The organism is Streptomyces sp. NPDC104581 (genome assembly GCF_055583685.1).
In genome coordinates this window covers 1-25,004 of record NZ_JBVJNN010000035.1, presented here as the reverse complement: position 1 = coordinate 25,004, position 25,004 = coordinate 1, and the positions used below count along the sequence as shown (strand labels likewise).

The window sequence follows — 25,004 nt, the reverse complement described above, 5'->3', positions numbered from 1 at the left end:
CGTGCTCGCGAGGGACAGCGTGTGAGCGGCCGGGCCGGTACCGGAGGACTGTCCCGCGACCGCGCTGGGTAGGGTCGGGCGCAGCGCCGTCCTTCCGAGCCGTCCTTCTTACGAGTGGAGGCACCATGCCCGCCCGGCCCACCCCCCGTCGTACCGTCCTGAAGGGGGTCGCACTGGCCGGTGCGGCCGGCGTCGGCGCGGCGGCCTGCTCCACCGACTCGGAGCTGGGCAGTGCCGTGGAGCCGACCCCGACGGCCCCGGTCGACCTCGGCGCGGCCGACGCCGTGCCGGTCGGCGGCGTCAAGCTCTTCCGCGAGGAGCGTCTGGTGGTGAGCTGTCCCGCCGAGGGCCAGTACAAGGCGTTCAGGGCGCAGTGCACCCACGCGGGCTGCGCGCTCGACAAGGTGGAGGGCACCGAGGGCAACTGCCCCTGCCACGGCAGCCGGTTCGACGTCACGACGGGCGAGGCGACCAAGGGCCCGGCGACGGAGCCGCTGCCCGAGGTGCCGATAGCCGTCAAGGGCGGCAGGCTCGTCGCGGGCCCCGACGCCTGACACCCGTCGCGGGCCCCGGAACGCTCCGCGCGCACCCCCGTGACACCTCCCCGCTCCCACCCGCCACGGCCTGACTGTCCGTGCCCGCAAGTAGGGTGGAGGACATGGCCGACCCCTCCAGCTACCGTCCCAAGCCGGGACAGATCCCCGACTCCCCGGGGGTCTACAAATTCCGCGACGATCACCGCCGGGTGATCTACGTCGGGAAGGCCAAGAGCCTGCGCCCGCGGCTCTCCAGCTACTTCCAGGACCTCGCGAACCTCCACCCGCGCACCCGCACGATGGTCACCACGGCCGCGTCCGTCGAGTGGACCGTCGTCTCCACGGAGGTCGAGGCGCTCCAGCTGGAGTACTCGTGGATCAAGGAGTACGACCCCCGGTTCAACGTCAAGTACCGCGACGACAAGAGCTATCCGTATCTCGCGGTCACGCTGAACGAGGAGTTCCCCTGCGTGCAGGTGATGCGCGGCGCCAAGAAGAAGGGCGTGCGCTACTTCGGTCCGTACGGCCACGCCTGGGCCATCCGCGAGACCGTCGACCTGATGCTCCGTGTCTTTCCCGTACGCACCTGCTCCGCCGGGGTGTTCAAGAACGCGGAGCGCACCGGACGCCCCTGCCTCCTCGGCTACATCGGCAAGTGCTCGGCGCCCTGCGTCGGGCGTGTCACCCCGGACGAGCACCGTGAACTGGCCGAGGAGTTCTGCGACTTCATGGCCGGCCGCACCGGCGCCTACATCCGCCGCCTGGAGCAGCGGATGGCGATCGCCGCCGAGGACATGGAGTACGAGAAGGCGGGCCGGCTGCGCGACGACATAGGGGCGCTGCGCCGGGCGATGGAGAAGAACGCCGTCGTCCTCGCCGACGCCACCGACGCCGATCTGATCGCGGTGGCCGAGGACGAACTGGAGGCGGCCGTACAGATCTTCCACGTCCGCGGCGGACGTGTCCGCGGCCAGCGCGGCTGGGTCACGGACAAGGTCGAGGAGGTCGACACGGCGGGTCTCGTCGAGCACGCGCTCCAGCAGTTGTACGGGGAGGAGATCGGCGACTCCGTTCCCAAGGAGGTGCTCGTCCCGGCCCTGCCGGAGGACCCCCGGGCGACGGAGGCGCTCGGCCAGTGGCTGAGCGAGCGCCGGGGTTCGCAGGTGTCGCTGCGCGTCCCGCAGCGCGGTGACAAGAAGGACCTGATGGCGACGGTGGGGCGCAACGCCCGGCAGTCCCTCGTCCTGCACAAGACGAAGCGGGCGAGCGACCTGACCACGCGCTCCCGCGCCCTGGAGGAGATCGCCGAGGCCCTCGGGCTGGACAGCGTGCCACTGCGCATCGAGTGCTTCGACATCTCGCACCTCCAGGGTGACGACGTCGTCGCGTCGATGGTCGTCTTCGAGGACGGCCTCGCCCGCAAGGGCGAGTACCGCCGCTTCCAGATCAAGGGCTTCGAGGGCCAGGACGACGTCCGCTCCATGCACGAGGTGATCGGCCGGCGGTTCAGGCGCTACCTCGCCGAGAAGGAGCGGACGGGGGAGTGGACGGAGGAGGCGGAGGGACCCGCCGACCCGGGCCCGGACCCGGACTCACCCGCGGGGAACGGCGCGACCGGGGCGGACGGCGCGACCGGGGCGACGGAGGCGACCGGCGCGGACCGCGAGGACGGCCGGAACGGGCGCTCCGGGCCTTCCCTGAAGGACGACGACGGCAGGCCCAGGCGTTTCGCCTACCCGCCCCAGCTGGTCGTCGTGGACGGCGGGCAGCCCCAGGTCGCCGCCGCCAAGCGCGCCATGGACGAACTGGGCATCGACGACGTCGCCGTCTGCGGCCTCGCCAAGCGCCTCGAAGAGGTCTGGGTGCCCGACGACGACGATCCCGTGGTGCTGCCCCGCTCCAGCGAGGGCCTGTACCTCCTCCAGCGCGTCCGCGACGAGGCCCACCGCTTCGCCATCACCTATCAGCGGGCGAAACGGGCGAAACGCATTCGAAGCAGCCCGCTGGACGACGTGCCCGGCCTCGGCGAGACCCGGAAGCAGGCGCTCATCAAGCATTTCGGCTCGGTGAAGAAGCTCCGGCAGGCCACAATCGAGCAGATCTGTGAGGTGCCGGGGCTCGGCCGCAAGACGGCCGAGTCCGTGGCCGTGGCCCTCGCGCAGGCGGCACCCGCCGCGCCCGCTGTGAACACGGCGACAGGAGAGATCATGGAAGACGACGGGGGCAGCACGCATGACTGAGCGAGACCGGGACGGAGTGGCGGACGTGAGTACGGGTGAGCCCGAGAAGGCCGCGCGGGCGGCGGCCGAGAGGACCGGCGGGGGGACCACCGGGGCGACCGCGGGTCGGTCCGGCGCGGGGGCCGGCCCGGCGGGCGGCCCCGCCGTCCCCGAGGGGAGCGCCCCCGAGTCCGCCATCCCCGAGCTGGTGATCATCTCCGGCATGTCGGGAGCGGGCCGCAGCACGGCCGCCAAGTGCCTGGAGGACCTGGGCTGGTTCGTCGTGGACAACCTGCCGCCCGCCCTCATCCCCACGATGGTGGAGCTCGGTGCCCGCTCGCAGGGCAACGTGGCACGGATCGCCGTGGTCGTCGACGTACGGGGCCGTCGCTTCTTCGACAACCTCCGTGAGTCCCTGGCCGACCTCGACGCCAAGCAGGTGACCCGGCGGATCGTCTTCCTGGAGTCCTCCGACGAGGCCCTGGTCCGCCGCTTCGAGTCCGTACGCCGCCCGCACCCCCTCCAGGGTGACGGCCGGATCGTCGACGGCATCGAGGCCGAGCGCGACCTGCTGCGCGAGCTGCGCGGCGACGCCGACCTGGTGATCGACACCTCCAGCCTCAACGTCCACGAGCTGCGCGCCAAGATGGACGCCCAGTTCGCCGGCGACGAGGAGCCGGAGCTGCGGGCCACCGTCATGTCGTTCGGCTACAAGTACGGCCTGCCCGTCGACGCCGACCTCGTCGTCGACTGCCGCTTCCTGCCGAACCCGCACTGGGTCCCCGAGCTGCGCCCCTTCACCGGCCTCAACGAGGAGGTGTCCGGCTATGTCTTCAACCAGCCGGGAGCCAAGGAGTTCCTCGACCGCTACACGGAACTGCTGGAGCTGATCGCCACCGGCTACCGCCGTGAGGGCAAGCGCTATGTGACCGTCGCCGTCGGCTGCACCGGCGGCAAGCACCGCTCCGTCGCCATGTCGGAGAAGCTCGGCGCCCGGCTGGCCGCCGAGGGAATGGAGACCGTGGTCGTCCACCGGGACATGGGGCGCGAGTGACCGGACGCAACTTCCGGCTGCGTCGGCTGCGCAGGACCGCGCCGACGCTGGCCGGGCGTGGGCGCGGCGCCCAGCCCAAGGTCGTCGCACTCGGCGGCGGGATGGGGCTGTCGGCCTCCCTGACGGCGCTGCGCCGGATCACCGGCGACCTCACGGCGGTCGTCACGGTCGCCGACGACGGCGGCTCCAGCGGCCGGCTCCGCGAGGAGCTGGGCGTGCTGCCGCCCGGCGATCTGCGCAAGGCGCTGGCCGCGCTGTGCGGCGACGACGACTGGGGCCAGACCTGGGCCCGTGTCATCCAGCACCGCTTCCAGTCCAAGGGCGACCTGCACGAGCACGCCGTCGGCAATCTGCTGATCGTCGCCCTCTGGGAACAGCTCGGCGACCACGTGCTGGCCCTGGACCTGGTCGGCAAGCTCCTCGGCGCCCACGGCAGGGTGCTGCCGATGTCGGCGGTGCCGCTGGAGCTCCAGGCGCTCGTACGGGGCCACGACCCGGCCCGCCCGGACGACATAGAGACCGTACGCGGACAGGCCACGGTCGCCCTGACCCGTGGCGAGGTGCAGTCCGTGCATCTCGTGCCGAACGACCCGCCGGCGGTGCCCGAGGCCGTCGCCGCCGTCCTGGACGCCGACTGGGTGGTGCTCGGCCCCGGCTCCTGGTTCTCCTCCGTGATTCCCCATCTGCTCGTGCCCGAGCTGCTCGACGCGCTCGTCGAGACGAAGGCCCGCCGGGTCCTCTCGCTCAACCTCGCGCCGCAACCCGGCGAAACCGATGGCTTCTCACCGCAGCGTCATTTGGAGGTTTTGGGACGACACGCCCCTAAACTCGCCCTGGACGTGGTGCTTGCCGACGAGGCCGCCGTGCCCGACAGCGAATCACTCTCCGATGCCGCGCGACGGCTCGGTGCCGCGGTCGAGCTGGCTCCCGTGGCCCGGCCGGACGGGGTTCCGAAGCACGACCCGGAGCTGTTGGCCGCCGCGTACGACCGTATTTTCCGGATGCATGGAAGGATCGGCCCATGGCGATGACGGCAGCGGTGAAGGACGAGATCGCCCGGCTTCCCGTCACCCGTACGTGCTGCAGGAAGGCGGAAGTCTCGGCGATTCTCCGGTTCGCGGGTGGTCTCCACCTCGTGAGCGGACGCATTGTGATCGAGGCGGAGCTGGACACCAGCATCGCCGCGCGCCGGCTCCGCAAGGACATCCTGGAGATCTTCGGGCACAACTCGGAGCTCGTCGTGATGGCCCCGGGCGGACTCCGCCGCGGCAGCCGCTACGTCGTACGGGTGATCACCGGCGGTGACCAGCTGGCCCGTCAGACCGGTCTGGTCGACGGCCGGGGCCGGCCGATCCGCGGACTGCCTCCCCAGGTGGTCTCCGGCGCGACCTGCGACGCCGAGGCGGCCTGGCGGGGCGCGTTCCTCGCGCACGGCTCGCTCACCGAGCCGGGGCGCTCCTCCTCGCTGGAGGTGACCTGCCCCGGGCCGGAGGCGGCCCTCGCGCTCGTCGGCGCGGCCCGCAGGCTCCAGATTCCGTCCAAGGCCCGCGAGGTCCGGGGTGTGGACCGGGTCGTCGTACGGGACGGCGACGCGATCGGCGCGCTCCTGACGCGGCTCGGGGCGCACGAGTCGGTGCTGGCGTGGGAGGAGCGGCGGATGCGCCGCGAGGTCCGCGCGACGGCCAACCGGCTCGCCAACTTCGACGACGCGAACCTGCGCCGTTCGGCACGCGCGGCCGTGGCGGCCGGGGCCCGGGTGCAGCGGGCGCTGGAGATCCTGGGCGAGGAGGTGCCCGAGCACCTCGCCGCCGCCGGCCGGCTGCGGATGGAGCACAAGCAGGCGTCGCTGGAGGAACTGGGCGCGCTCGCCGACCCGGCCCTCACCAAGGACGCGGTGGCCGGACGGATCCGCAGGCTGCTGGCGATGGCGGACAAGAAGGCCCAGGACCTGGGCATTCCGGGGACCGAGTCGACGCTCTCGGAGGAGATGGCGGACGGTCTCGTCGGCTGACCGGCCCCCCTTCCGTACGGAGGATGCGCCGCGCCCGGACCGGGCCGCGCCGATGCCGCTGCCGGTACCCCACGGGGGCCGGCAGCGGCATTTCTCGTGCCCCCGACGCGCTCTTGACATGACCATGCGGCTTGGCGAGCCTGGCGGCGTCCCGTCACGCCTGTGACGGACCATGGCAAGGGGGGCACATGAGACGCGGAGCGAGATCGATCCTCGCGGCGGGCGCGCTGTTGCTGAGCGGAATAACGGCGGCGCCCGGCGCACACGCCGGGACCGCGGCCGGGGAGTCCCCGGCCCCGGCCGCTGACACCCTGAAGGTCTTCGACGCACAGGTCACCGCCGACCAGGTGTCGCTGCTGCTCGCGGCCGGCCAGGACGCCCATGAGCTGGGCGAATCCGTCCCGCCCGGCGGCAGGGCGAAGGTGCAGCTGTTCCTCACCGACGACCAGGCGCGCGATCTGGAGACCCGGGGCGTCGGGGTCGCCGAGCGCACGGTCGACCCGCAAGCGGAATCCCGGCTCAGGGCGGCCGGGGACGGTGTCTACCGCCCGTACAGCGGTCCGGGCAATCTCCAGGAGGAGATACGGGAGACCGCCGCCGCCCACCCGGGGCTCACCAAGGTCGTCTCCATCGGCAGGACGGTCCAGGGCAAGGACATCCTCGCCCTCAAGCTCACCAAGGGCGCGGCCAGGAGCAAGGACGGCGCCAGGCCCTCCGTGCTCTACATGTCCAACCAGCACGCCCGGGAGTGGATCACTCCCGAGATGACACGGCGGTTGATGCACCACTATCTGGACAACTACGGCAAGGACCGGCGGATCACGAAGATCGTCGACTCCACCGAGCTGTGGTTCGTCCTGTCGGCCAACCCCGACGGCTACGACTGGACACACGCCGCCGACGCCAACCGCCTCTGGCGCAAGAACCTCCGCGACGTCAACGGCGACGGCGTCATCTCCCGCGGCGACGGCATCGACCTCAACCGGAACTTCACCTACAAGTGGGGCTACGACAACGAGGGTTCGTCCCCGCTGTCCACCAGTGAGACCTACCGGGGCGCGTCCCCCGGCTCCGAGCCGGAGACCCGGGCGATCGACAGCCTCCAGAAGCGCGTCGGGTTCGACTACGGCATCAACTACCACTCCGCCGCCGAACTGCTCCTCTACGGCGTGGGCTGGCAGGTCGCCACCCCGACCCCCGACGACGTCCTCTACCGGTCGCTCGCCGGCACCCCCGAGAACCCCGCCGTCCCCGGCTACTACCCCCAGGTCTCCTCCGAGCTGTACACCACCAACGGCGAGGCCGACGGACACGGCGCCAACGTCAACGGGATCATGATGTTCACCCCGGAGATGACCACCTGCGAGACGGTCTCAGACAGCATCCCCGACGACGCCTGGGAAGCGGACGACTGCCGGTCCGGCTTCAACTTCCCCGACGACGAGGAGCTGATCCAGGCGGAGTTCGCCAAGAACATCCCCTTCGCGCTCTCCGTCGCCGAGACCGCGTCGCACCCCGACCGGCCGTCGTCCCCCGTCGGACTGAGCGCACCCGACTTCACCCCCGACACCTTCACCACCTCCTACGGACGCGGCGCCGACCAAGAGGTCGCCGTCACGGCCCGCAAGTCGGTACGGCAGAAAGAGCTGAACTACCGCGTCAACGGCGGCCGGACACACGACGAGAGGCTCCGCGCCTGGCGGGGCGGCGAGACCTACGGCGGTGAGGACAACCTCCACTTCGACGAGTACCGCGCCGAGGTCGAGGACGCCGGCCCGGGCGACCGCGTCGAGGTCTGGTTCACCGGCCGCACGAAGAGCGGAAAGCCCACCACCAGCGAGCGCTTCACCTACACCGTCGCCGAACGCCCCAGGGCCGACACCCTCGTCGTCGCCGAGGAGGGCGCGCCCGCGCAGTACGCGCAGGCGTACGTCGACGCGCTGCGCGCCAACGGCCGTACCGCCGCCGTCTGGGACGTCGCCGAACAGGGCGCACCCCACCACCTGGGCGTCCTGGGCCACTTCGCCACCGTCGTCCACCACACCGGCGCCGTCGCCCCGGGCGGTGACACCCAGCCGGCGGTCCGCGACTACCTCAACGAGGGCGGCAAGCTGATCGAGGCGGGCGAGCAGGCGGGCGGCAACGCGCAGGTCGGGCGTACCCGTACGAACGACTTCAGCCAGTACTACCTCGGCGCGTACGGGCGGACCTCCGCGGCCGGCGTCACCGCCTTCACCGGGGCCGGCGCCCTCCTCGGGACGTCGGGACCGCTCGGCGCGGTGCCCGGCAACCCGCTGGACCAGGCCGGTGCGTACACCGTCACCTCCTCCGTGCTCGCCCCGGACCTCTTCCCGCAGTTCGCCAGTGTGGCGGCCGGGACGTACGACACCGGGACCGGCGCGGCGGCGGTCACCACGAGGGACACCGTCCTGCTCGGCTTCGGGCTGGAGCAGGTCACGGACGCGGAGCGGCGCGCGGCGCTGCTCGGAAAGGCGCTGCGGGCCCTGCGCGGCTGACCCCGCCCGCGCCGCCCCCTACCCCTACCGGGCGGTACGGGGCGGCGCCGGTCCGTACCGCCCGGTCGATGTCACCGAGGAGTCCGGGGGGAGGTAGGGTCATAAGTGGTCGGGGACATCCCATACGCACTCGCCGGCGTCGAAACCCGGCGTACCAACGAGGAGATCGGTTCGTGACGATCCGCGTAGGCATCAACGGCTTTGGCCGCATCGGTCGCAGCTACTTCCGCGCGCTGCTGGAGCAGGGTGCCGACATCGAGATCGTGGCTGTCAACGACCTGGGTGACACCGCGACCACCGCTCATCTGCTGAAGTACGACACGATCATGGGTCGCCTCAAGGCAGAGGTGAGCCACACCGCCGACACGATCACGGTCGACGGCAAGACGTTCAAGGTGCTCTCCGAGCGCAACCCGGCCGACATCCCCTGGGGTGAGCTGGGCGTCGACATCGTCGTCGAGTCGACCGGCATCTTCACCAAGAAGGCCGACGCCGAGAAGCACATCGCGGGCGGCGCCAAGAAGGTCCTCATCTCGGCTCCGGCCAAGGACGAGGACATCACGGTCGTGATGGGCGTCAACCAGGACAAGTACGACGCGGCCAACCACCACGTCATCTCCAACGCCTCCTGCACCACCAACTGTGTGGCGCCGATGGCCAAGGTCCTCCTGGAGAACTTCGGCATCGTCAAGGGCCTGATGACGACGGTCCACGCGTACACCAACGACCAGCGCATCCTGGACTTCCCGCACAAGGACCTGCGCCGCGCCCGTGCCGCCGCCGAGAACATCATCCCGACCACCACGGGTGCCGCCAAGGCGACCGCCCTGGTGATCCCGGAGCTGGAGGGCAAGCTCGACGGCATCGCGATGCGCGTCCCGGTCCCGACCGGCTCCGTCACCGACCTGGTCGTCGAGCTGGAGCGCGAGGTGACCAGGGACGAGGTCAACGCCGCGTTCCAGAAGGCCGCCGAGGGGCAGCTCAAGGGCCTGCTGGAGTACACCGAGGACCCGATCGTCTCCTCGGACATCGTCAACTGGCCGGCCTCCTGCACCTTCGACTCCTCCCTGACCATGGTCCAGGGCAAGAGCGTGAAGGTCATCGGCTGGTACGACAACGAGTGGGGTTACTCCAACCGTCTGGTCGACCTGACCACCTTCGTCGGCGGTCAGCTCTGACGCCGGTCCGGTAGACAACTCCCGATGTGAACGACAGGGCTCGTGCGGCGCGACGTGGCGCTGACCGGGCCCTGTCGTCTGTGTGCTGTGTGTGCTCGCGCTTCTGTGTGCTCGCTACGTCGCGGGACGTGGAGCCGCTCTCAAGGAGTCACTGATACATGAAGACGACCGACGAACTTCTCGACGAAGGGGTCGCCGGCAAGCGTGTCTTCGTCCGCGCCGACCTCAACGTGCCGCTCGACGGCACCACCATCACGGACGACGGCCGGATCCGCGCCGTGCTGCCGACCGTCGCCAGGCTCGCCGGGGCCGGCGCCCGGGTGATCGTGGCGTCCCACCTCGGCCGTCCGAAGGGCGCGCCCGACCCCGCCTTCTCGCTGGCCCCCGCCGCCGCTCGTCTGGGTGAACTCCTGGACGCCGACGTCGCGTTCGCGACCGACACCGTCGGCGACTCCGCGAAGGCCGTCGTCGCCGCGCTCGGGGACGGACAGGTCGCCGTCGTCGAGAACCTGCGCTTCAACGCCGGTGAGACGTCGAAGGACGACGCCGAGCGCGGCGCCTTCGCCGACCGGCTCGCCGAACTCGCCGACCTCTACGTCGGCGACGGCTTCGGCGCCGTGCACCGCAAGCACGCCTCGGTCTTCGACCTGCCGGCCCGGCTGCCGCACGCGGCGGGCGGGCTCATCGCCACCGAGGTCGGCGTGCTCAAGAAGCTGACCGAGGACGTGAAGCGGCCGTACGCGGTCGTCCTCGGCGGCGCCAAGGTCTCCGACAAGCTCGGCGTCATCGACCACCTCCTGGAGAAGGCCGACCGCATCCTGATCGGCGGCGGCATGGCGTACACCTTCCTCAAGGCCCAGGGCCACGAGGTCGGCGCCTCGCTGCTCCAGGAGGACCAGATCCCCGCGGTCCAGGAGTATCTGAAGCGCGCCGACGAGCGGGGCGTGGAGTTCGTCCTGCCGGTCGACGTACTCGTCGCGCCCTCCTTCCCGGACCTCAGGACGAAGGCGCCGGCCAACCCGGAGACGGTCACCGTCGACGCCATCCCGGCGGACGCGATGGGCCTGGACAACGGCCCGGAGACCAACCGGCTGTACGCGTCCAAGCTCGCCGACGCGGCGACCGTCTTCTGGAACGGCCCCATGGGTGTCTTCGAGCACCCCGACTACGCCGAGGGCACCCGGGCCGTCGCCCAGGCCCTGATCGACTCCGACGCCTTCACGGTCGTCGGTGGCGGCGACTCCGCCGCCGCCGTCCGGATCCTCGGATTCGACGAAAACGCATTCGGCCACATTTCGACCGGTGGCGGCGCGAGCCTCGAATACCTCGAAGGCAAGACGCTTCCCGGCCTCGCCGCACTGGAGGACTGACCTACTGATGGCAGCTGAAACCCCGACCGAGAAGAACGCCCGTACCCCGCTGATGGCGGGCAACTGGAAGATGAACCTCAACCACCTCGAGGCCATCGCGCACGTCCAGAAGCTCGCGTTCGCCCTGAGTGACAAGGACCACGACGCGGTCGAGACGGCCGTCCTGGTGCCGTTCACCGATCTGCGCTCCGTGCAGACGCTGGTCGACGGCGACAAGCTCAAGATCAAGTACGGCGCCCAGGACATCTCCTCGCACGACTCCGGCGCCTACACCGGCGAGGTCTCCGGGCCGATGCTGGCCAAGCTGAAGTGCACGTACGTGGCCGTCGGTCACAGCGAGCGACGTCAGTACCACGCCGAGACCGACGAGCTGTGCAACGCCAAGGTGCGGGCCGCGTACAAGCACGGCCTGACCCCGATCCTCTGCGTCGGCGAGGGCCTGGACGTCCGCAAGGCGGGCGAGCAGGTCCCGTACACGCTCGCGCAGCTCGACGGCGGTCTCAAGGAGGTCCCGGCCGACCAGGCCGAGTCCGTCGTGATCGCCTACGAGCCGGTGTGGGCCATCGGCACCGGCGAGGTCGCCACCCCCGAGGACGCGCAGGAGGTGTGCGGAGCGATCCGCGCCCGGCTCGCGGAGCTGTACTCACAGGAACTGGCCGACCAGGTGCGCATTCAGTACGGCGGCTCGGTGAAGTCCGGGAATGTCGCCGCGATCATGGCGCAGCCCGATGTGGACGGCGCCCTTGTCGGCGGTGCGGCGCTGGACGCCGAGGAGTTCGTCAAGATCGTCAGGTTCCGCGACCAGTAAGTATGCGACGGCGCGGATCCGTCGTACCCTGACGGGGGCCGAGTCGGCATCTCACCCGTGCCGCCGGCCCCCGTTGTCCGTCGCGGTCCTGTTCAACGCGGTCAAATGCCGAATTTAATTCATTTCGAGAGAATTCCGGAAAGTAGGGTCCAGCCGTGATTATGGGGTTCTCGATCGCCCTGATCGTCTTCAGCCTGCTGCTGATGCTGCTGGTGCTGATGCACAAGGGGAAGGGCGGCGGCCTTTCCGACATGTTCGGTGGCGGTATGCAGTCGTCCGTCGGTGGTTCCTCGGTCGCCGAGCGCAACCTCGACCGCATCACCATCGTGGTCGGTATGGCCTGGTTCGCTTGCATTGTCGTGCTCGGTCTGCTGATGAAGCTGGACAACTGACCAGTCGTACGGTACGGCGCCGGGGGTGCGGCCTATCATGAGGCCCTGCGTCCCGGCGGTGGGGGTGTAACTCCACTCACTGGACGCGCGTTGGGCCATACGTAGACTGGGGCGCTCGCAGCGGAGCTGCCTCTCGACGCTTGATGCTTGCGGCACCATTCACGCAGGGAGTTACGACCGTGGCAAGTGGCAACGCGATCCGGGGAAGCCGGGTCGGAGCGGGGCCGATGGGTGAGGCCGAGCGTGGCGAGTCCGCGCCACGCCTGCGCATCTCCTTCTGGTGCTCCAACGGGCACGAGACGCAGCCGAGCTTCGCCAGCGACGCACAGGTTCCGGACACGTGGGACTGCCCGCGGTGCGGCTTCCCGGCCGGGCAGGACCGGGACAACCCGCCCGACCCACCGCGCACAGAGCCGTACAAGACCCACCTCGCCTATGTGAGGGAGCGGCGCAGCGACGCCGACGGCGAGGCGATCCTCGCCGAGGCCCTCGCCAAACTGCGCGGCGAGATCTAGGAATTGATCCGGCCGGACACCCCAGGGGTGTCCGGCCGGAGCCGTTCTCGGCGACGGCCGGTTGTCAGTGCCATCCCCTACGGTCCGGACAGGAGGACCGAAAGGGAGAGTTGTGACGACGGACGAGGCGGCGGCGAGCGGGCCGGCGACGGACGGAGCGGCGCCGGCGGAGAAGACCGCGGCGCGGGCACGGGTGCCCGCGTGGCGCGGGGGATTCGGACGGCTCTGGGGCGCCGCCGTCGTCTCCCGGTTCGGGGACTCGCTGCGGACCGCCGCGCTGCCGCTGCTCGCGGCCTCGCTCACCGGCGATCCGCTGCTCATCGCCTCGGTGACCGCCTGCGGCTATGTGCCCTGGCTGCTGTTCGGCCTGCTGGGCGGCGCCGTCGCGGACCGCGTCGACCAACGGCGCGCGATGTGGGCCGTCGACCTGGCGCGCGGTGTGCTGATGGCCGGCTTCGCACTCGCCGTCGCGCTGGGACAGGGCACGATCGCCCTGCTGCTCGTCCTCGCCTTCCTGCTGACGACCTTCCAGACACTCTTCGACAACGCGGCCACGGCCCTGCTGCCCGCCGTCGTCCCCCGGGACACGCTGGCCGCCGCCAACGCCCGCCTGATGACCGGACAGCAGGTCGCCGGCGGCTTCCTCGCGGCTCCGCTGGTGCCCGCCCTGCTGGTCCTCGGCGCCTCCGCGCCGTTCGCGGCCAACGCCGCCACCTATGCCGTCGGCGCGCTGCTCATCGCCTCCCTGCGGACCGAGGCACCGGCCAGGGCACCGAAGGCGGCCGGCGGCACGCTGCGCGCGGAGATGGCCGAAGGCATGCGCGCCCTGTGGCGGGACCGCGCGCTGCGCGGCCTGTCCGTCGCGACCGCCCTGTCGAACGTCGGCATGGGCGCCCTGATCGCGACCCTGGTCCTGCACGTCACCGGCTGGCTGGACGCGGGCAGCGGCGGATACGCGGCGGTCATCACGGCGTTCGGCGCCGGCAGTGTCGTCGGCGGACTGGTCGCACCGCGGCTCTCGGCCCGGATCGGGCGGATACGCGGCGTCCTGGTCGCCGGGATCGTCCAGATCTGTGCGCTGACCGTGCTCGGGACCGTCCGTGAACTCACGGCGGCGATCGCGGCCATGGCGGTCTTCGCGGTCATGGGCATGGTCTGGAACGTGAACCAGGCGACGCTGGTCCAGGAGCGCAGCCCCGCCGGGATGCTCGGCCGGATCAGCTCCGCCTTCCGTACGCTCGCCGTCGCCGGGGCACCGTTCGGCGCGCTGCTCGGCGGGCTGGTGGCGGGGGCCTGGGGGCTCAACGCGCCCGCGCTGCTGGCGGCCGGTGCCTTCACGCTCGGTGTCGCGTCGCTCGGCGCTCTGATCAATTAGGTTGGGAGGGCAGCTGGGCACCGCACTCACGCAGGCAGTCACGTACGAGAAGAAGTGGGCTGAAGCAAGATGTCCGAGAACAAGGCAGATGGCCGCGCCAGGCTCAACCGGACGCCCCAGTGGAGCGCCCTGGGAAAGCATCGTGAGCAGCTGGGGGAGACGGGTCTGCGGGAGCTGTTCGCCGATGACCCGGCGCGCGGCACCCGTTACACGCTCCAGGTCGGTGACCTCTACCTGGACTACTCCAAGCATCTGGTGACGGACGAGACGCTCACGCTGCTGCGTGAACTGGCGGCGGCCACCGGCGTCGCCGAGCTGCGGGACGCGATGTTCCGCGGTGAGAGGATCAACACCACCGAGGACCGGGCGGTGCTGCACACCGCGCTGCGCGCCCCGCGCGACGCGGTCGTCGAGGTCGACGGTGAGAACGTCGTGCCCGGTGTGCACGCCGTCCTCGACAAGATGGCCGCCTTCGCCGAGAAGGTCAGGGCGGGCGAATGGCTCGGCCACACGGGCCGCCCCATCCGTAACGTCGTCAACGTCGGGATCGGCGGCTCCGATCTCGGCCCCGCGATGGCCTACGAGGCGCTCAGGTCCTTCACCGACCGCGATCTGACGGTCCGTTTCGTGTCGAACGTCGACGGCGCCGACCTGCACGAGGCCGTACGCGATCTGGACGCCGCCGAGACACTGTTCGTCATCGCGTCCAAGACCTTCACCACCATCGAGACCATCACCAACGCCACTTCGGCCCGCAACTGGCTGCTGACCGAGCTCGGGAGCGATCAGGACGCGGTGGCCAGACACTTCGTCGCGCTCTCCACGAACGCCGAGAAGGTCGCCGACTTCGGCATCGACACCGCCAACATGTTCGAGTTCTGGGACTGGGTCGGCGGCCGGTACTCGTTCGACTCCGCGATCGGGCTCTCCCTGATGATCGCCGTCGGACCCGAGCGTTTCCGCGAGATGCTCGACGGCTTCCACCTCGTGGACGAGCACTTCCGCACCGCGCCCGCCGAGTCCAACGCGCCTCTGCTGCTCGGCCTGCTGGGGGTCTGGTACGGGGCGTTCTTCGACGCCCAGTCGCACGCCGTCCTGCCGTACAGCCACTACCTGTCCCGGTTCACCGCGTATCTCCAGCAGCTCGACATGGAGTCCAACGGCAAGTCCGTGGACCGCGACGGCGAGCCCGTGGAGTGGCAGACGGGACCGGTTGTCTGGGGCACCCCCGGCACCAACGGCCAGCACGCGTACTACCAGTTGATCCACCAGGGCACGAAGATGATCCCCGCCGACTTCATCGGCTTCGGCCGGCCCGTCGACGACCTCCCGCACCGGCTGGTCGCCCAGCACGACCTGCTGATGGCCAACTTCTTCGCCCAGACCCAGGCGCTCGCCTTCGGCAGGACACCGGACGAGGTCCGGGCCGAGGGCGTCCCCGACGACCTCGTGCCGCACAAGACGTTCCGGGGCAACCACCCGACCACCACCGTCCTCGCCGAGTCGCTGACCCCCTCCGTGCTCGGCCAGCTCATCGCGCTCTACGAGCACAAGGTCTTCGTCCAGGGGGCGGTGTGGAACATCGACTCCTTCGACCAGTGGGGTGTGGAGCTGGGCAAGGTCCTCGCCAAGGAGATCGAGCCGATCCTCACCCAGATCGACGGCGGACGGGAGAGCGAGGCCGACAGGCCGCTGGACGCCTCGACGGCGGAGCTGGTCGAGAAGTACCGGGCGCTGCGGGGGCGTTGAGCCGATGACGGAGGGGGAGCGGCGGCTCAGGCCGCCCAACAACACGCTGAACGAGAGGGCGGTCGCCTGGTGGCGGGCGCAGTGGCTGCTGCTCACCCTGGCGCCGGTCGCCGTCCTCGCGGTGCTGGGCGCGCTCATAGCCCCGGCGCGTGTCTGGCTGCTGGGGCCCGCCGCCGTCCTGGCCGTGCTCGGCCTCGCCTGCGCGGTGGTCATGCCGGTCTGGTGGTTCCGGGTGCACCGCTGGGAGGTGACGGACGAGGCGGTCTACGTCCGCACCGGCTACTTCTGGCAGGAGTGGCGGATCGCGCCGATGTCCAGGATCCAGACCGTCGACACCGTACGGGGGCCGCTGGAGCAGCTGTTCAAGCTCTCCACCGTCATCGTCACCACCGCGTCCTCCAAGGGAGCCGTACGGATCGAGGGGCTGGGCCATGAGCTGGCCGCCGAACTGGCCGAGCGGCTCACCCACATCACCCGGGCCACGCCCGGGGACGCGACGTGAGCACGGCGGCCGACCCCGCGCCCGGTGAGGAGTGGCGCAAGCTCGACCGGCGGACCCTGCTGGTCACCGCCGCCGTCATGACCGGCGTGGCGACGGGCGCGGGAGTGCCCACCGCGGTCGGCCTGTCCGGCGGTACGGGGGTGGGCCGCGCGCTCGCCTGGGTACTGCCCGCGGCCCTCCTGCTGATCGTCTGCGGCATCGGCGGCGACTACGTCCGCTGGCGCCGGACCCGCTACCGCATCGGCCCCGACCGGGCCGAACTCCACACCGGGCTGCTCCTGGTCAAACGCCGCTCACTGGGCCGCGAACGGATCAGGAGCGTCGATCTCACGGCCAATCCCCTGCTGCGGATACTCGGCCTGGTGAAGGTCCGGATCGGGACGGGGGAGCACACCGGCGGCGAATCCACCCTGGAACTCGACCCGGTCACCCGCGCGGAGGGCGAACGGCTCCGTACGGAACTGCTGGACCGCACCCCCTCCGGCACCGCCGGAGCCCACGGGGACGGCACATTGGCCGTCCTCGACCCCCGCTGGATCCGGTACGCGCCCCTCTCCTTCGTCGCGCCCCTGCTGGGCGGGGCGGCGGCGGGCGGTGTGATGCAGGTCAGCGAGTGGTTCGGGGTGCAGCACGAGGTGATCGACTGGATCGGCGACCGGTTCCGCGACACGTCGATCCCCATGATGGTCCTGGTGCTCGTGGTCGCGGCACTCCTCGCCGGCATAGCCGGCTCGCTCGGCCTCTGGGTCGAGATGTGGTGGAACTACCGGCTGGATCGCGAGCCCGGCGGCACCCTGCGGGTCCGGCGGGGTCTCCTCACCGCACGCTCCGTCTCCATGGAGGAACGCCGGCTGCGGGGCGTGGAACTGGTCGAGCCGCTGGGCGTGCGGCTCGTCGGCGCCGCACGTGTCGACGCCGTCGCCACGGGGCTGACCCAGGACGACGACGACAAGCACACCGACCTCAGGACACTGCTGCCGGCCGCGCCTAGGGCCGCCGCCGACGAGGTGGCCGCGCGGGTCCTGCGCGAGACCACGTCCCCGACCGGTGCGGCCGGGCTGACCGCGCACCCGCCCGCCGCGCGCGGCAGACGGCTGCGCTGGGCGGTGGGCTCCGCGCTGGCGCCGGTGCTTCTCCTGCTGATTCCCGGGCTGCTCCTCAGCGACGTACTGCTCGCCGTCGCCGCCGGCTGCGCGGTGGTGCTGCTGCCCCTCGCGGTGCTGCTCGCGCTGGACGCGTACCGCAGTCTCGGCCACGGCCTCAGCGACGGCTATCTGGTGGCTCGTTCGGGCACGGTCCGCCGTTCCACCGTCGCCCTTCAGCGCGGCGGTGTGATCGGCTGGACGGTCAAGCAGTCGTACTTCCAGCGCCGGGCCGGGCTCTTGACGCTCACGGCGACGACGGCGGCGGGAGCCGGGGCGTACGACGTGTACGACGCCGCGGAGGGCGAGGGGCTGGAGTTCGCGGCGCGGGCCGTGCCGGGGCTGCTGGAACCGTTCCTGGAGAAGTAGCGGGGGGCCTCGGGGCGCCGCCCCTCTCAGGTCGCTCGCCGGGCGGGCCGCGAGGCGGCCCGCCCGGTGCTGCCACCGCCCGGTGGTACTACCGCCCGGCCCAGCTCGCCTCGACCAACGCCCGCTCCGTACTGGTGAGATGGAAAGCTGCGGCGAGCCACGCGGACGCGTAGCGGTCCGCCCCGTCGTCGCGGATCCGGCCGAAGGTGTCGCGGGTGCGGCGGTCCGCCTCGGAGCTCAGGGTCCCGCTCAGCTCGGCGGCGGTGTGGAACCCCGTGGCCCGCAGTGCGGCGGCGTCACCGCGCGAGCCACCGTCACGGGCCGACTCGGCGACCGCCCGGCGCCCGCCGGTGACGGCGAGTTCGGTCAGACGTCGGACCCGCCAGACGGGGGAGTCGGCCAGCACGTCGGGCCCCGTGGACTCCGGCTCCGTCGGGGGGCAGAGGTCGGCCGGCGGGAGATGCGCCCCCTGAAGACGGTCGTAGCCGAGGTCGGCGCGGTCCAGCCACTCCTCGGGCAGCCGCAGGGTCGCCTCGGCGCCCGGCACCGGCCCGGCGGCCAGGGGCCGCAGCGTGGCGGCGCGATCGGGGTCGATCCGGCCCACCACCCGGACACGGAGACCGGGGCGGGTGGCGAGCCGCCGCAGATTGGCCGTGTGGGCGAGGTCCGGATGCGGGTGTGCGGCCATCAGCCGGATCAGCGGCCCCCTCGCCGTGCCGGCGTCCGGACGCGGGAGTTCACGGGCGAGCAGCTGATCCCCCACGGCTCCCGTGATCACCAGGTCGCAGCCGATCAGTTCGCCGATCCGCGCGGCCCGCTCCTCCTCCGTGCCGTCCCCGGCCGAGAGCAGCCCGGCCACGGTCTCGGCCGGCCGGCGGGCGAACAGCGCGGCGGCAGGTCCGGACGACCAGGGCAGACCGGCGACCGGGCTCGACCTGACCCCCTTGCCGGAGCCGAGCCGGCCGTCGTGCGAGACCGTCGCCCCGTTGATCAGCAGACCGCCGCGCGAGAGCCGGGCGTGGTCGAGGACCGTCGCACCGACGGAGACCGGGGCCGTCGCCGCGCCTCGCGCACGCGCCGAACCGCCGGGTCTGACGTCGGCGACCGAGAACCAGCGGTTGTCCTCGCCGAGCAGATGGGTGACCACGCCCCCGTACCCGGTGGCGCTGATCACGGGCTCCCGGCAGACGCCGTGGACCCGCAGCGCGCCCCCCGGCCGGTAGCCGCGCCGGGCGGTGCCGATGAGTTCGGGGGAGCCGTCGCCCGCCGCCAACAGGCCGGTGGTCAGCAGGAGTTCACGCAGGGCCGAGACCAGGTCGGCCAGCCGGTGCCCCGCGTGGCCCGCCCGCGCTTCGCGCAGGCCGCGCACCACGCGCAGGGCGGCGGCCTCGGCACGGTGCAGTCCGGCCAGCCGGGCGGTGTGGGCGGCGCGCAACAGCTCCGCCTGCGGTATCGCGCCCGCGGCGGGGACACCGGCCGCGAGCACGGCCGTCGCGGCTGACCACAGCCCGGCCGCTGCGGCGATCCGGGCGGGGCTGAGAGGGGCGGGCGGTGCGGCGGGCCCGTTGGGAGCCACGGACGCTCCGGGCTCGCCGGGCGCCGGTGTTCCGGCACCGGCACCGGCGCCGACCGGCGTCGCGGCGCCGTCCCCTCCGGTGACTCCCGCGCCTCCGGTGCCCTCGGTGTCCCCGGCGGCCGTTTCGGGCGCGTCCAGCGGATCGGCCACCGGGCACGCCCCGAGGACGGCCGCCAGATGCAGACAGCGCGGCGCGAGCAGACAGCTGCACCGCGCCTGGGCGGGATCGCTGACCGTCCCGGACGGGCCGGGGGAGAGCACGACCACCGCGTCCTCGCCGCATCTCACACTGATGCCGCCGTCACCCCCGCCGTCGGGGTCGGCCGTGGTCGGCGGCACGGCGCCGAACCGCTCGATCGCCGCGTCGAGCTTCCTGCTCAGCCGGGAGGTCAGACCCTCCACCGCACCGGCAACCACCTCCGCGGCGACCGGTGGCAGCACGACGGTCTGGACGGACGGCGTCATCGGTTCTCCCCGCGGAGTCGGTCGCCCACCCAGCGGGCGAGGGCGAGAGGGCTGAGGGCGGCGACCGGCATCCCGGCCGCCACGAGCTGCTGCGCGACCGGCACCGAGTAGCGCGGTGCGCCGGTGTCGTCCAGCGCCGCGCAGCCCATGAGATGGACGCCGGACGCGGCGAGTGAACGGACCTCACCGAGCAGCCCGCCCACCCCGTAGCCCTCCTCGAAGTCGCTGACGACCACGACGAGGGTGCGGCTCGGCACCGTCACCAGGGAACGGGCGTGGGCGAGCCCGGCCGCGATGTGCGTACCGCCGCCCACCCGTACCTCCAGGAGCAGCGACAGCGGGTCGGCGACCCGGTCCGTCAGGTCGATCACCTCGGTGGAGAAGGTGAGGAAGTGGGTGGAGAGGGTGGGCACGCCGCCCAGGACGGCGGCGGTCAGCGCCGACCAGATGACAGACGCCTCCATCGATCCGGAGACGTCCACCACGAGGATCAGCCGCCAGTCCGACTCACGGCTCGTGCGGGTGCCGAACACCGGATTCTCCGGGATGACGACGGTCCGCCCGTCGTCGAGACGGCGCGTGTGGGCCAGGTTGGCCCGCAGCGTGCGCGGCAGATCGAGCTTCCCGCCGGAGCGGCGCGTCGGGCGGGGGCCGGCCAGACCGGTGAGGGTCGGTCGCAGCCGGGTGGCGAGCTCCTTCGCCAGCTCGTCGACCAGCCGGCGCACGAGCGGCCGGAGCTTCGCCAGCTGCTGTTCGGGCATGCCCCCGGCCAGCGAGAGGACCGAGGTGAGCAGTTCGATCGACGGTCTGACGTGCGCGGGGTCGAGTTCCGCGATCACCTCCGTACGGCCGGCGTCCGCCGCCCTGGCGAGGACCTCCTCGCGCACGTCCGTCGCGAACAGGGCGTCGAGTTCCTCCGCCCATTCGCGGGCGGTGGGGAAGGACCTGCCCCGGCCGCCCGCGTCGCCGCCCGCGCCGGGCGGCCCCGACGCGATGTCCGCGGAGCCCTCGCCACGCCCGGCGCCGTACAGCTCGTCCAGCGCGTACGCGTAGCGGCGGGCGTCGTCGGGCAGCCGGTCGCTCTCCCTGCCGAGGAGCAGCCGCCAGCGGTCGGCGGGCGAGAGACGCCGGGTCTCGTCCACGGGGCCGCGGGTACGCGCGGGTACGGGTCCCGTCGAAGGAAGCGGCGACGCCGACCGCGACGGCTCCTCCGGCGTGCCCTGTGGCGGCGGCCCGGACGCGGACTCCGGAGCCGTCCCCGACGGCGCCCTCTCGGGCAGGACCGGGACGGGCAGCTTCAGCGCGGTCAGCGCGGCGAGTCCCGCGGCGTCCGCCGCCGTCCAGAGCGCGACCAGTTCCGGTGGCGCGCTCAGTGTCAGGTCCGGGCGGTCGCCGAGGCGTTCGGTGACCGTACGGAGCAGCCGGCCCCGGTCGGCGGGCGTGAGGACGTCGAACCCACCGCGCAGCGCCGGGAGCCGGTGGAGGAAACCCTGGTCGGGGAGGGCGTCGATCCGGTCCAACAGCGGTGCGAGAGCGGCCTCGGCCGACTGGAGGAGCGGTCCGGCGGCCGTCAGCAGACCGGTGAGCAGCCCGGAGAGACGGCGGCGTTCGTCCGGCCCGGATGCCCGGTCGATCCAGCTCGCGACCCGGTCGCCCATGGCGGACGGCGCGTCGAGGTCGAGCAGGACACGCGTCGCCGCCGCGGCTCCCTGGATGACCGGTGAACCGGACGCCGCGAGGGTGCCCAGCGCGTCGTCCATCCGCAGACCGAGGCGGTGTTCGCCGGCCCGGGTGGCGAGAGCGACCAGGGCGGCGGCGTCCTGCGGGTCGTCACTGCCCGCGAGACCGGGAAGCCCCCGTACGGCGGCCTCCAGCAGCACCACGGCGAGTTCGGCGGCGGCGCGCCGGGTGCCGGTGGTGGTGCCCGGCAGATGCCCCTGCCGCAGGGAGTGCAACAGGTCGAGTGCCGTGAGGAGTTCGGGCAGCGCGGCCGAGGACGGCAGTACGTCGGCGGCCTCGTCGAGACGTTCGGCGACCAGCTCCGGCAGATCGCACCGGGCCGCGTCGCGCAGCCCGGTGAGTATCGACGCGGCGGTGGGCCCGCCCTCCGCGTACCGCGCGTGAGCGGTCTCGCGCAGCTTTCCGGCCGCGGCGACGGCTGCGGTCACGCCGCGGACGCCCACCAGATCGAGCCGGGCCGGGACGACCGGTGTCCACGACGCCTGCCACCGGGTGCTCAGTCCGGTGGAATCTCCCGTACGGGCCACCTCACCCGGGGTGCAGTAGCCGACGTCGCACACGTCGAGGCGGTTCAGCAGGACCTCGCGGCGGCCGTCCAGCTCCGACCGGAGCGGGTCGAGACGTACCTCCCGGGACTCGGGGCTCTCCGGGCCCGGGAGCCGCAGCGCGGTCAGTTCGGCCTCCACGGCCGGGCCCAGGCCGGAACGGGGCGTACCGGGCGCGACACGGCCCCGGTCGGTACCCACCAGGACCGTTTCGAGGGCCCGTGCCAGGGCCCGGCCGCGGCCCAGCGGTTCGCCCTGGCCGAGAACGGTCGTGACCGCCTCCAGCAGCTCGCCGCGCCCCGGGGCGGGCAGCGACCTCAGCCGTGCGAGGTCGTCGGCGAGGCGCAGCGTCTCCACGGCCTCGCCGGTGCCGGCGGTGTGCCCGGCGGACCGCAGCGTCCGGCAGAGCCCGGTGATGGCGGTCGCCGCGGCGTCACGCACCCGCTCGGGCACCCCGCCGGCCGTGAAGACGGCCTGCTGCCAGCGCGGATCCCGTATCCCGGCGGGGTAGCCGGAACGGGAGTCGAGCAGGGCGAAGGTGTACGGCACGAGAGAGGTGACGGGAGCGGTGACGGCGTCACCGGCCCCTGCCCCGCCACCGGCCTTCGGCGACGGACCGCTCCGCCCGCCGCGCCCGGCCGCCGCGAGCGGGCCGGGCGCGGGAGCCCCGCCGCTGCGGGCCTCCCCTTCCGCGTCGCCGGTCCGGCCCTGCATGCTCGTCCCGCACTGCCCGCCGGTCCCGTCGGCCCCGCCGGTCCCGGTCGGGAACTCCCCGCGCGGTGTCAGGAGCGCCGGTGCGTGGAAGGCGCCGACGACCACCGCCACCCGGCGGCTGCCGCCCGCGGCCTCGGCGATCACACGGCGCATGTGCGCCTCACGGGCGAGGTCGGACGCGGCCACCCCGCCCCGCGCCGACGCGTCGCGGCGCAGCGCCCAGCCCACGCCGAGCGCGGCGCGCCGTACGGCCTCCGGTTCACAGCCGGGCGCCCGGACCTCGACCGTCCGGTCCCAGAGGTCGTCCCCCTCGCGGCCGGTGCCAGCGGAGCCGAGCGCGGCGGCGAACCCCGGACCGTCGTCACGGCCGGTGTCCGGCCCCGTCGCCGTCCAGCCCGGATCGGACAACGGCAGGTCGCAGCAGCGCACTTCGACGTCGTGGTCCCTGGCCCAGCGGACGGCGGCGAGCTCCGGTGAGAAGTCGGCGAACGGGTAGAAGCCGAGCCGCCCGTCGGGATCGGCCCCGGCGAGCGCCACCGGCGCCACGGTGCCCCGGTCGGCGAGATGGGCCAGCCACGGCTGGAAGTCTGCCGGCAACTCGACGCAGAGCACGTCGGCGCCGGAGGCGTCCAGCAACGCGGGCAGCGCGGCGGCCAGCGCGGGGCTGTGGTGCCGTATCCCGAGCAGATACGGCTCCAGCGAGCCCGCGAGCGCGTCCACCGCCTCCCGCGGGTCGCCGCCGCTGCCGTGTGCGGTGGTGTCGTGTGCGGTGGCGTCCACCGCCGGGGCGGCGCTCAACGCAGGTTCTCCCGCAGGTCCCAGAGGCGGCGCCACATCGCCGCGCCGTCCTCGGCGCGGCGCCGTACCGGACCGTCCCAGTAACCCAGCAGCCGCCCGTGGTCCGTCTGGTCGTCCTTGAGGACCACACCGAGCAGATGGCCCGGCACCAGGTCGAGCGGATCCCCGCCGGGCAGATAGGCCGCCGCCACCCCGAGCGAGGCGGCGACCTGCACGGCCTCGGCGGTGGACATCACCGTGCCGGGCCGCTCCACGTCCCAGCCCTCGGCCGAGCGTCCGTTCCGCAGATCGCGGAAGACGGTCACCAGCACGTCCAGTACGGCGTCGTCGACCGCGTACGCCGTGCCCGCCCGCTCCACGGCGGCCGTCGCCCGATCCCGTACGAGCGCGGTCTCGGCGTCGGCGTCGGCGATGGGGTGGATCGTCTCGAAGTTGAAGCGCCGCTTGAGCGCGGCCGACATCTCCGAGACGCCCCGGTCCCGGAGGTTGGCCGTCGCTATCACGCTGAAACCGGGGACGGCCGCGGCCTGCGCGTCGTCCGTCCCCGCGAGTTCGGGCACGCTGAGCCGCCGGTCGGAGAGGATCGACACGAGCGCGTCCTGCACTTCCGGCAGACAGCGGGTGATCTCCTCGATCCGGGCGACCCGGCCGGTCCGCATGGCCGTGAGCACCGGGGAGGCGACCAGCGCCTGCGGTGTGGGGCCCTGGGCGAGCAGCAGCGCGTAGTTCCAGCCGTAGCGGAAGGCGTCCTCCGTGGTGCCGGCGGTGCCCTGCACGGTGAGGGCGCTGGTGCCGCTCACGGCGGCGCTCAGCAGCTCGGAGAGCATCGACTTCGCGGTGCCCGGCTCGCCGACCAGCAGCAGACCGCGTTCACCGACGAGGGTGACCACGCACCGTTCCACCAGGGCGCGTTCGCCGATGAACTTGGCCGGGACGGTCAGCCGGGCGGGCAGTCCGGCGTGCGTGCCGGGGAGCCGCAGGGCTTCGCCGTCGCTGCCGCAGATGAAGGTGACCACGGCGCGCGGCGTCAGTGCCCAGCCGGGCGGGCGCGGGCCGTCGTCGTACGCGGCGAGGAAGGCGAGTTCGGTGGCGTACCGCTCCTCGGCCGGCAGCGACTGCCGGGTCGCGGGGGCGGTCTCCCGGCTCGCTGTCAGGGTGTCTGTCCGGGTCGTCATGCGCTGATTCCTTGTTCGTCGAGGGGCGGGGCGTGGCGCGCGGCACGGCGCCGTGTCCCGCGGGGTGATGGGTTCCGGCCGGGCCGGAGTGCCGGTCCCGGATGTCGTGCGGTGTCGAGCGGGGGAGTGGGGTGTGACCGTTCGGGGTGCCGGGGGGGCGCGCCGCCCCGGCCGGGGGGGGGGGGGGGGGGGGGGGGGGGGGGGGGGGGGAGGGGGGGGGAGGGGAGGGGGGAGCCCCCCCCCCCCCTGGCCGTC

The 25,004-nt window shown here is 72.7% G+C and carries 17 protein-coding genes and 1 pseudogene; 15 read left to right on the top strand and 3 right to left on the bottom strand.

Translation table 11 applies throughout. The features are described 5' to 3' along the window. Positions 1–125 precede the first annotated feature (125 nt). The 15 genes and pseudogenes from ACZ61E_RS24800 (at position 126) to ACZ61E_RS24730 (ending at position 17,736) form a co-directional block, all read left to right on the top strand. Entirely contained in the window at positions 126–554 is a 429-nt protein-coding gene (locus ACZ61E_RS24800; protein ID WP_469702053.1) for a Rieske (2Fe-2S) protein, read from the top strand. Between the two features lie 104 nt (positions 555–658). Then, positions 659–2,776 carry an excinuclease ABC subunit UvrC gene (uvrC, locus tag ACZ61E_RS24795; protein WP_469702052.1) on the top strand — a complete coding sequence of 706 codons (2,118 nt, stop codon included), beginning with the start codon at positions 659–661 and terminating at the stop codon, positions 2,774–2,776. Beyond that, a complete protein-coding gene (rapZ, locus tag ACZ61E_RS24790; protein ID WP_469702051.1) occupies positions 2,769–3,809 on the top strand; it encodes an RNase adapter RapZ in 1,041 nt (346 codons plus the stop codon). Before uvrC ends, rapZ begins: the two co-directional genes overlap by 8 nt. Further along, complete coding sequence (locus tag ACZ61E_RS24785; RefSeq protein WP_469702050.1) at positions 3,806–4,840, top strand: gluconeogenesis factor YvcK family protein; 1,035 nt, start codon at positions 3,806–3,808, stop codon at positions 4,838–4,840. Before rapZ ends, ACZ61E_RS24785 begins: the two co-directional genes overlap by 4 nt. Beyond that, positions 4,831–5,820, top strand: a complete 990-nt coding sequence (gene whiA / locus ACZ61E_RS24780) for a DNA-binding protein WhiA (RefSeq protein ID WP_023542507.1) — start codon at positions 4,831–4,833, stop codon at positions 5,818–5,820. Before ACZ61E_RS24785 ends, whiA begins: the two co-directional genes overlap by 10 nt. A 188-nt stretch (positions 5,821–6,008) precedes the next feature. Further along, positions 6,009–8,204: pseudogene (locus ACZ61E_RS24775) on the top strand (M14 family metallopeptidase); the annotation flags it as partial. A gap of 305 nt (positions 8,205–8,509) precedes the next feature. After that, positions 8,510–9,514, top strand: a complete 1,005-nt coding sequence (gene gap, locus ACZ61E_RS24770; RefSeq protein ID WP_469702049.1) for a type I glyceraldehyde-3-phosphate dehydrogenase — start codon at positions 8,510–8,512, stop codon at positions 9,512–9,514. Between the two features lie 158 nt (positions 9,515–9,672). Next, positions 9,673–10,884 (top strand): phosphoglycerate kinase, encoded by a 1,212-nt coding sequence (locus tag ACZ61E_RS24765; RefSeq protein ID WP_469702048.1) that lies wholly within the window; start codon positions 9,673–9,675, stop codon positions 10,882–10,884. 7 nt (positions 10,885–10,891) lie between these two features. Beyond that, a complete protein-coding gene (gene tpiA / locus ACZ61E_RS24760) occupies positions 10,892–11,692 on the top strand; it encodes a triose-phosphate isomerase (protein WP_469702047.1) in 801 nt (266 codons plus the stop codon). Positions 11,693–11,847: 155 nt separating this feature from the next. Then, positions 11,848–12,084, top strand: a complete 237-nt coding sequence (gene secG / locus ACZ61E_RS24755) for a preprotein translocase subunit SecG (protein ID WP_469702046.1) — start codon at positions 11,848–11,850, stop codon at positions 12,082–12,084. A gap of 179 nt (positions 12,085–12,263) precedes the next feature. Next, complete coding sequence (locus ACZ61E_RS24750) at positions 12,264–12,599, top strand: RNA polymerase-binding protein RbpA (RefSeq protein WP_003957010.1); 336 nt, start codon at positions 12,264–12,266, stop codon at positions 12,597–12,599. Between the two features lie 193 nt (positions 12,600–12,792). Next, on the top strand, positions 12,793–13,974 hold the full coding sequence (locus ACZ61E_RS24745) for an MFS transporter (protein WP_469702092.1): 1,182 nt from the start codon (positions 12,793–12,795) through the stop codon (positions 13,972–13,974). A 69-nt stretch (positions 13,975–14,043) separates the two neighbouring features. After that, on the top strand, positions 14,044–15,723 hold the full coding sequence (gene pgi / locus ACZ61E_RS24740; RefSeq protein WP_469702045.1) for a glucose-6-phosphate isomerase: 1,680 nt from the start codon (positions 14,044–14,046) through the stop codon (positions 15,721–15,723). 4 nt (positions 15,724–15,727) lie between these two features. Beyond that, positions 15,728–16,225 (top strand): PH domain-containing protein, encoded by a 498-nt coding sequence (locus tag ACZ61E_RS24735; protein WP_469702044.1) that lies wholly within the window; start codon positions 15,728–15,730, stop codon positions 16,223–16,225. Next, the gene (locus tag ACZ61E_RS24730; protein WP_469702043.1) at positions 16,222–17,736 is read left to right on the top strand and encodes a PH domain-containing protein; all 1,515 of its coding nucleotides are present in this window, start codon (positions 16,222–16,224) and stop codon (positions 17,734–17,736) included. The genes ACZ61E_RS24735 and ACZ61E_RS24730 overlap by 4 nt, the downstream gene beginning before the upstream one ends. Before the next feature lie 88 nt (positions 17,737–17,824). Here the strand turns inward: ACZ61E_RS24730 and ACZ61E_RS24725 are convergent, their stop codons facing one another. The 3 genes from ACZ61E_RS24725 to ACZ61E_RS24715 are packed head-to-tail and all read right to left on the bottom strand — an operon-like array spanning position 17,825 to position 24,749. Beyond that, positions 17,825–19,777: a hypothetical protein gene (locus tag ACZ61E_RS24725; RefSeq protein WP_469702042.1), complete on the bottom strand. Its 1,953-nt coding sequence runs from the start codon at positions 19,775–19,777 to the stop codon at positions 17,825–17,827. Next, complete coding sequence (locus ACZ61E_RS24720; RefSeq protein WP_469702091.1) at positions 19,774–23,556, bottom strand: vWA domain-containing protein; 3,783 nt, start codon at positions 23,554–23,556, stop codon at positions 19,774–19,776. Before ACZ61E_RS24720 ends, ACZ61E_RS24725 begins: the two co-directional genes overlap by 4 nt. A gap of 14 nt (positions 23,557–23,570) precedes the next feature. Further along, positions 23,571–24,749 (bottom strand): ATP-binding protein, encoded by a 1,179-nt coding sequence (locus ACZ61E_RS24715; RefSeq protein ID WP_469702041.1) that lies wholly within the window; start codon positions 24,747–24,749, stop codon positions 23,571–23,573. Positions 24,750–25,004 lie beyond the last annotated feature (255 nt).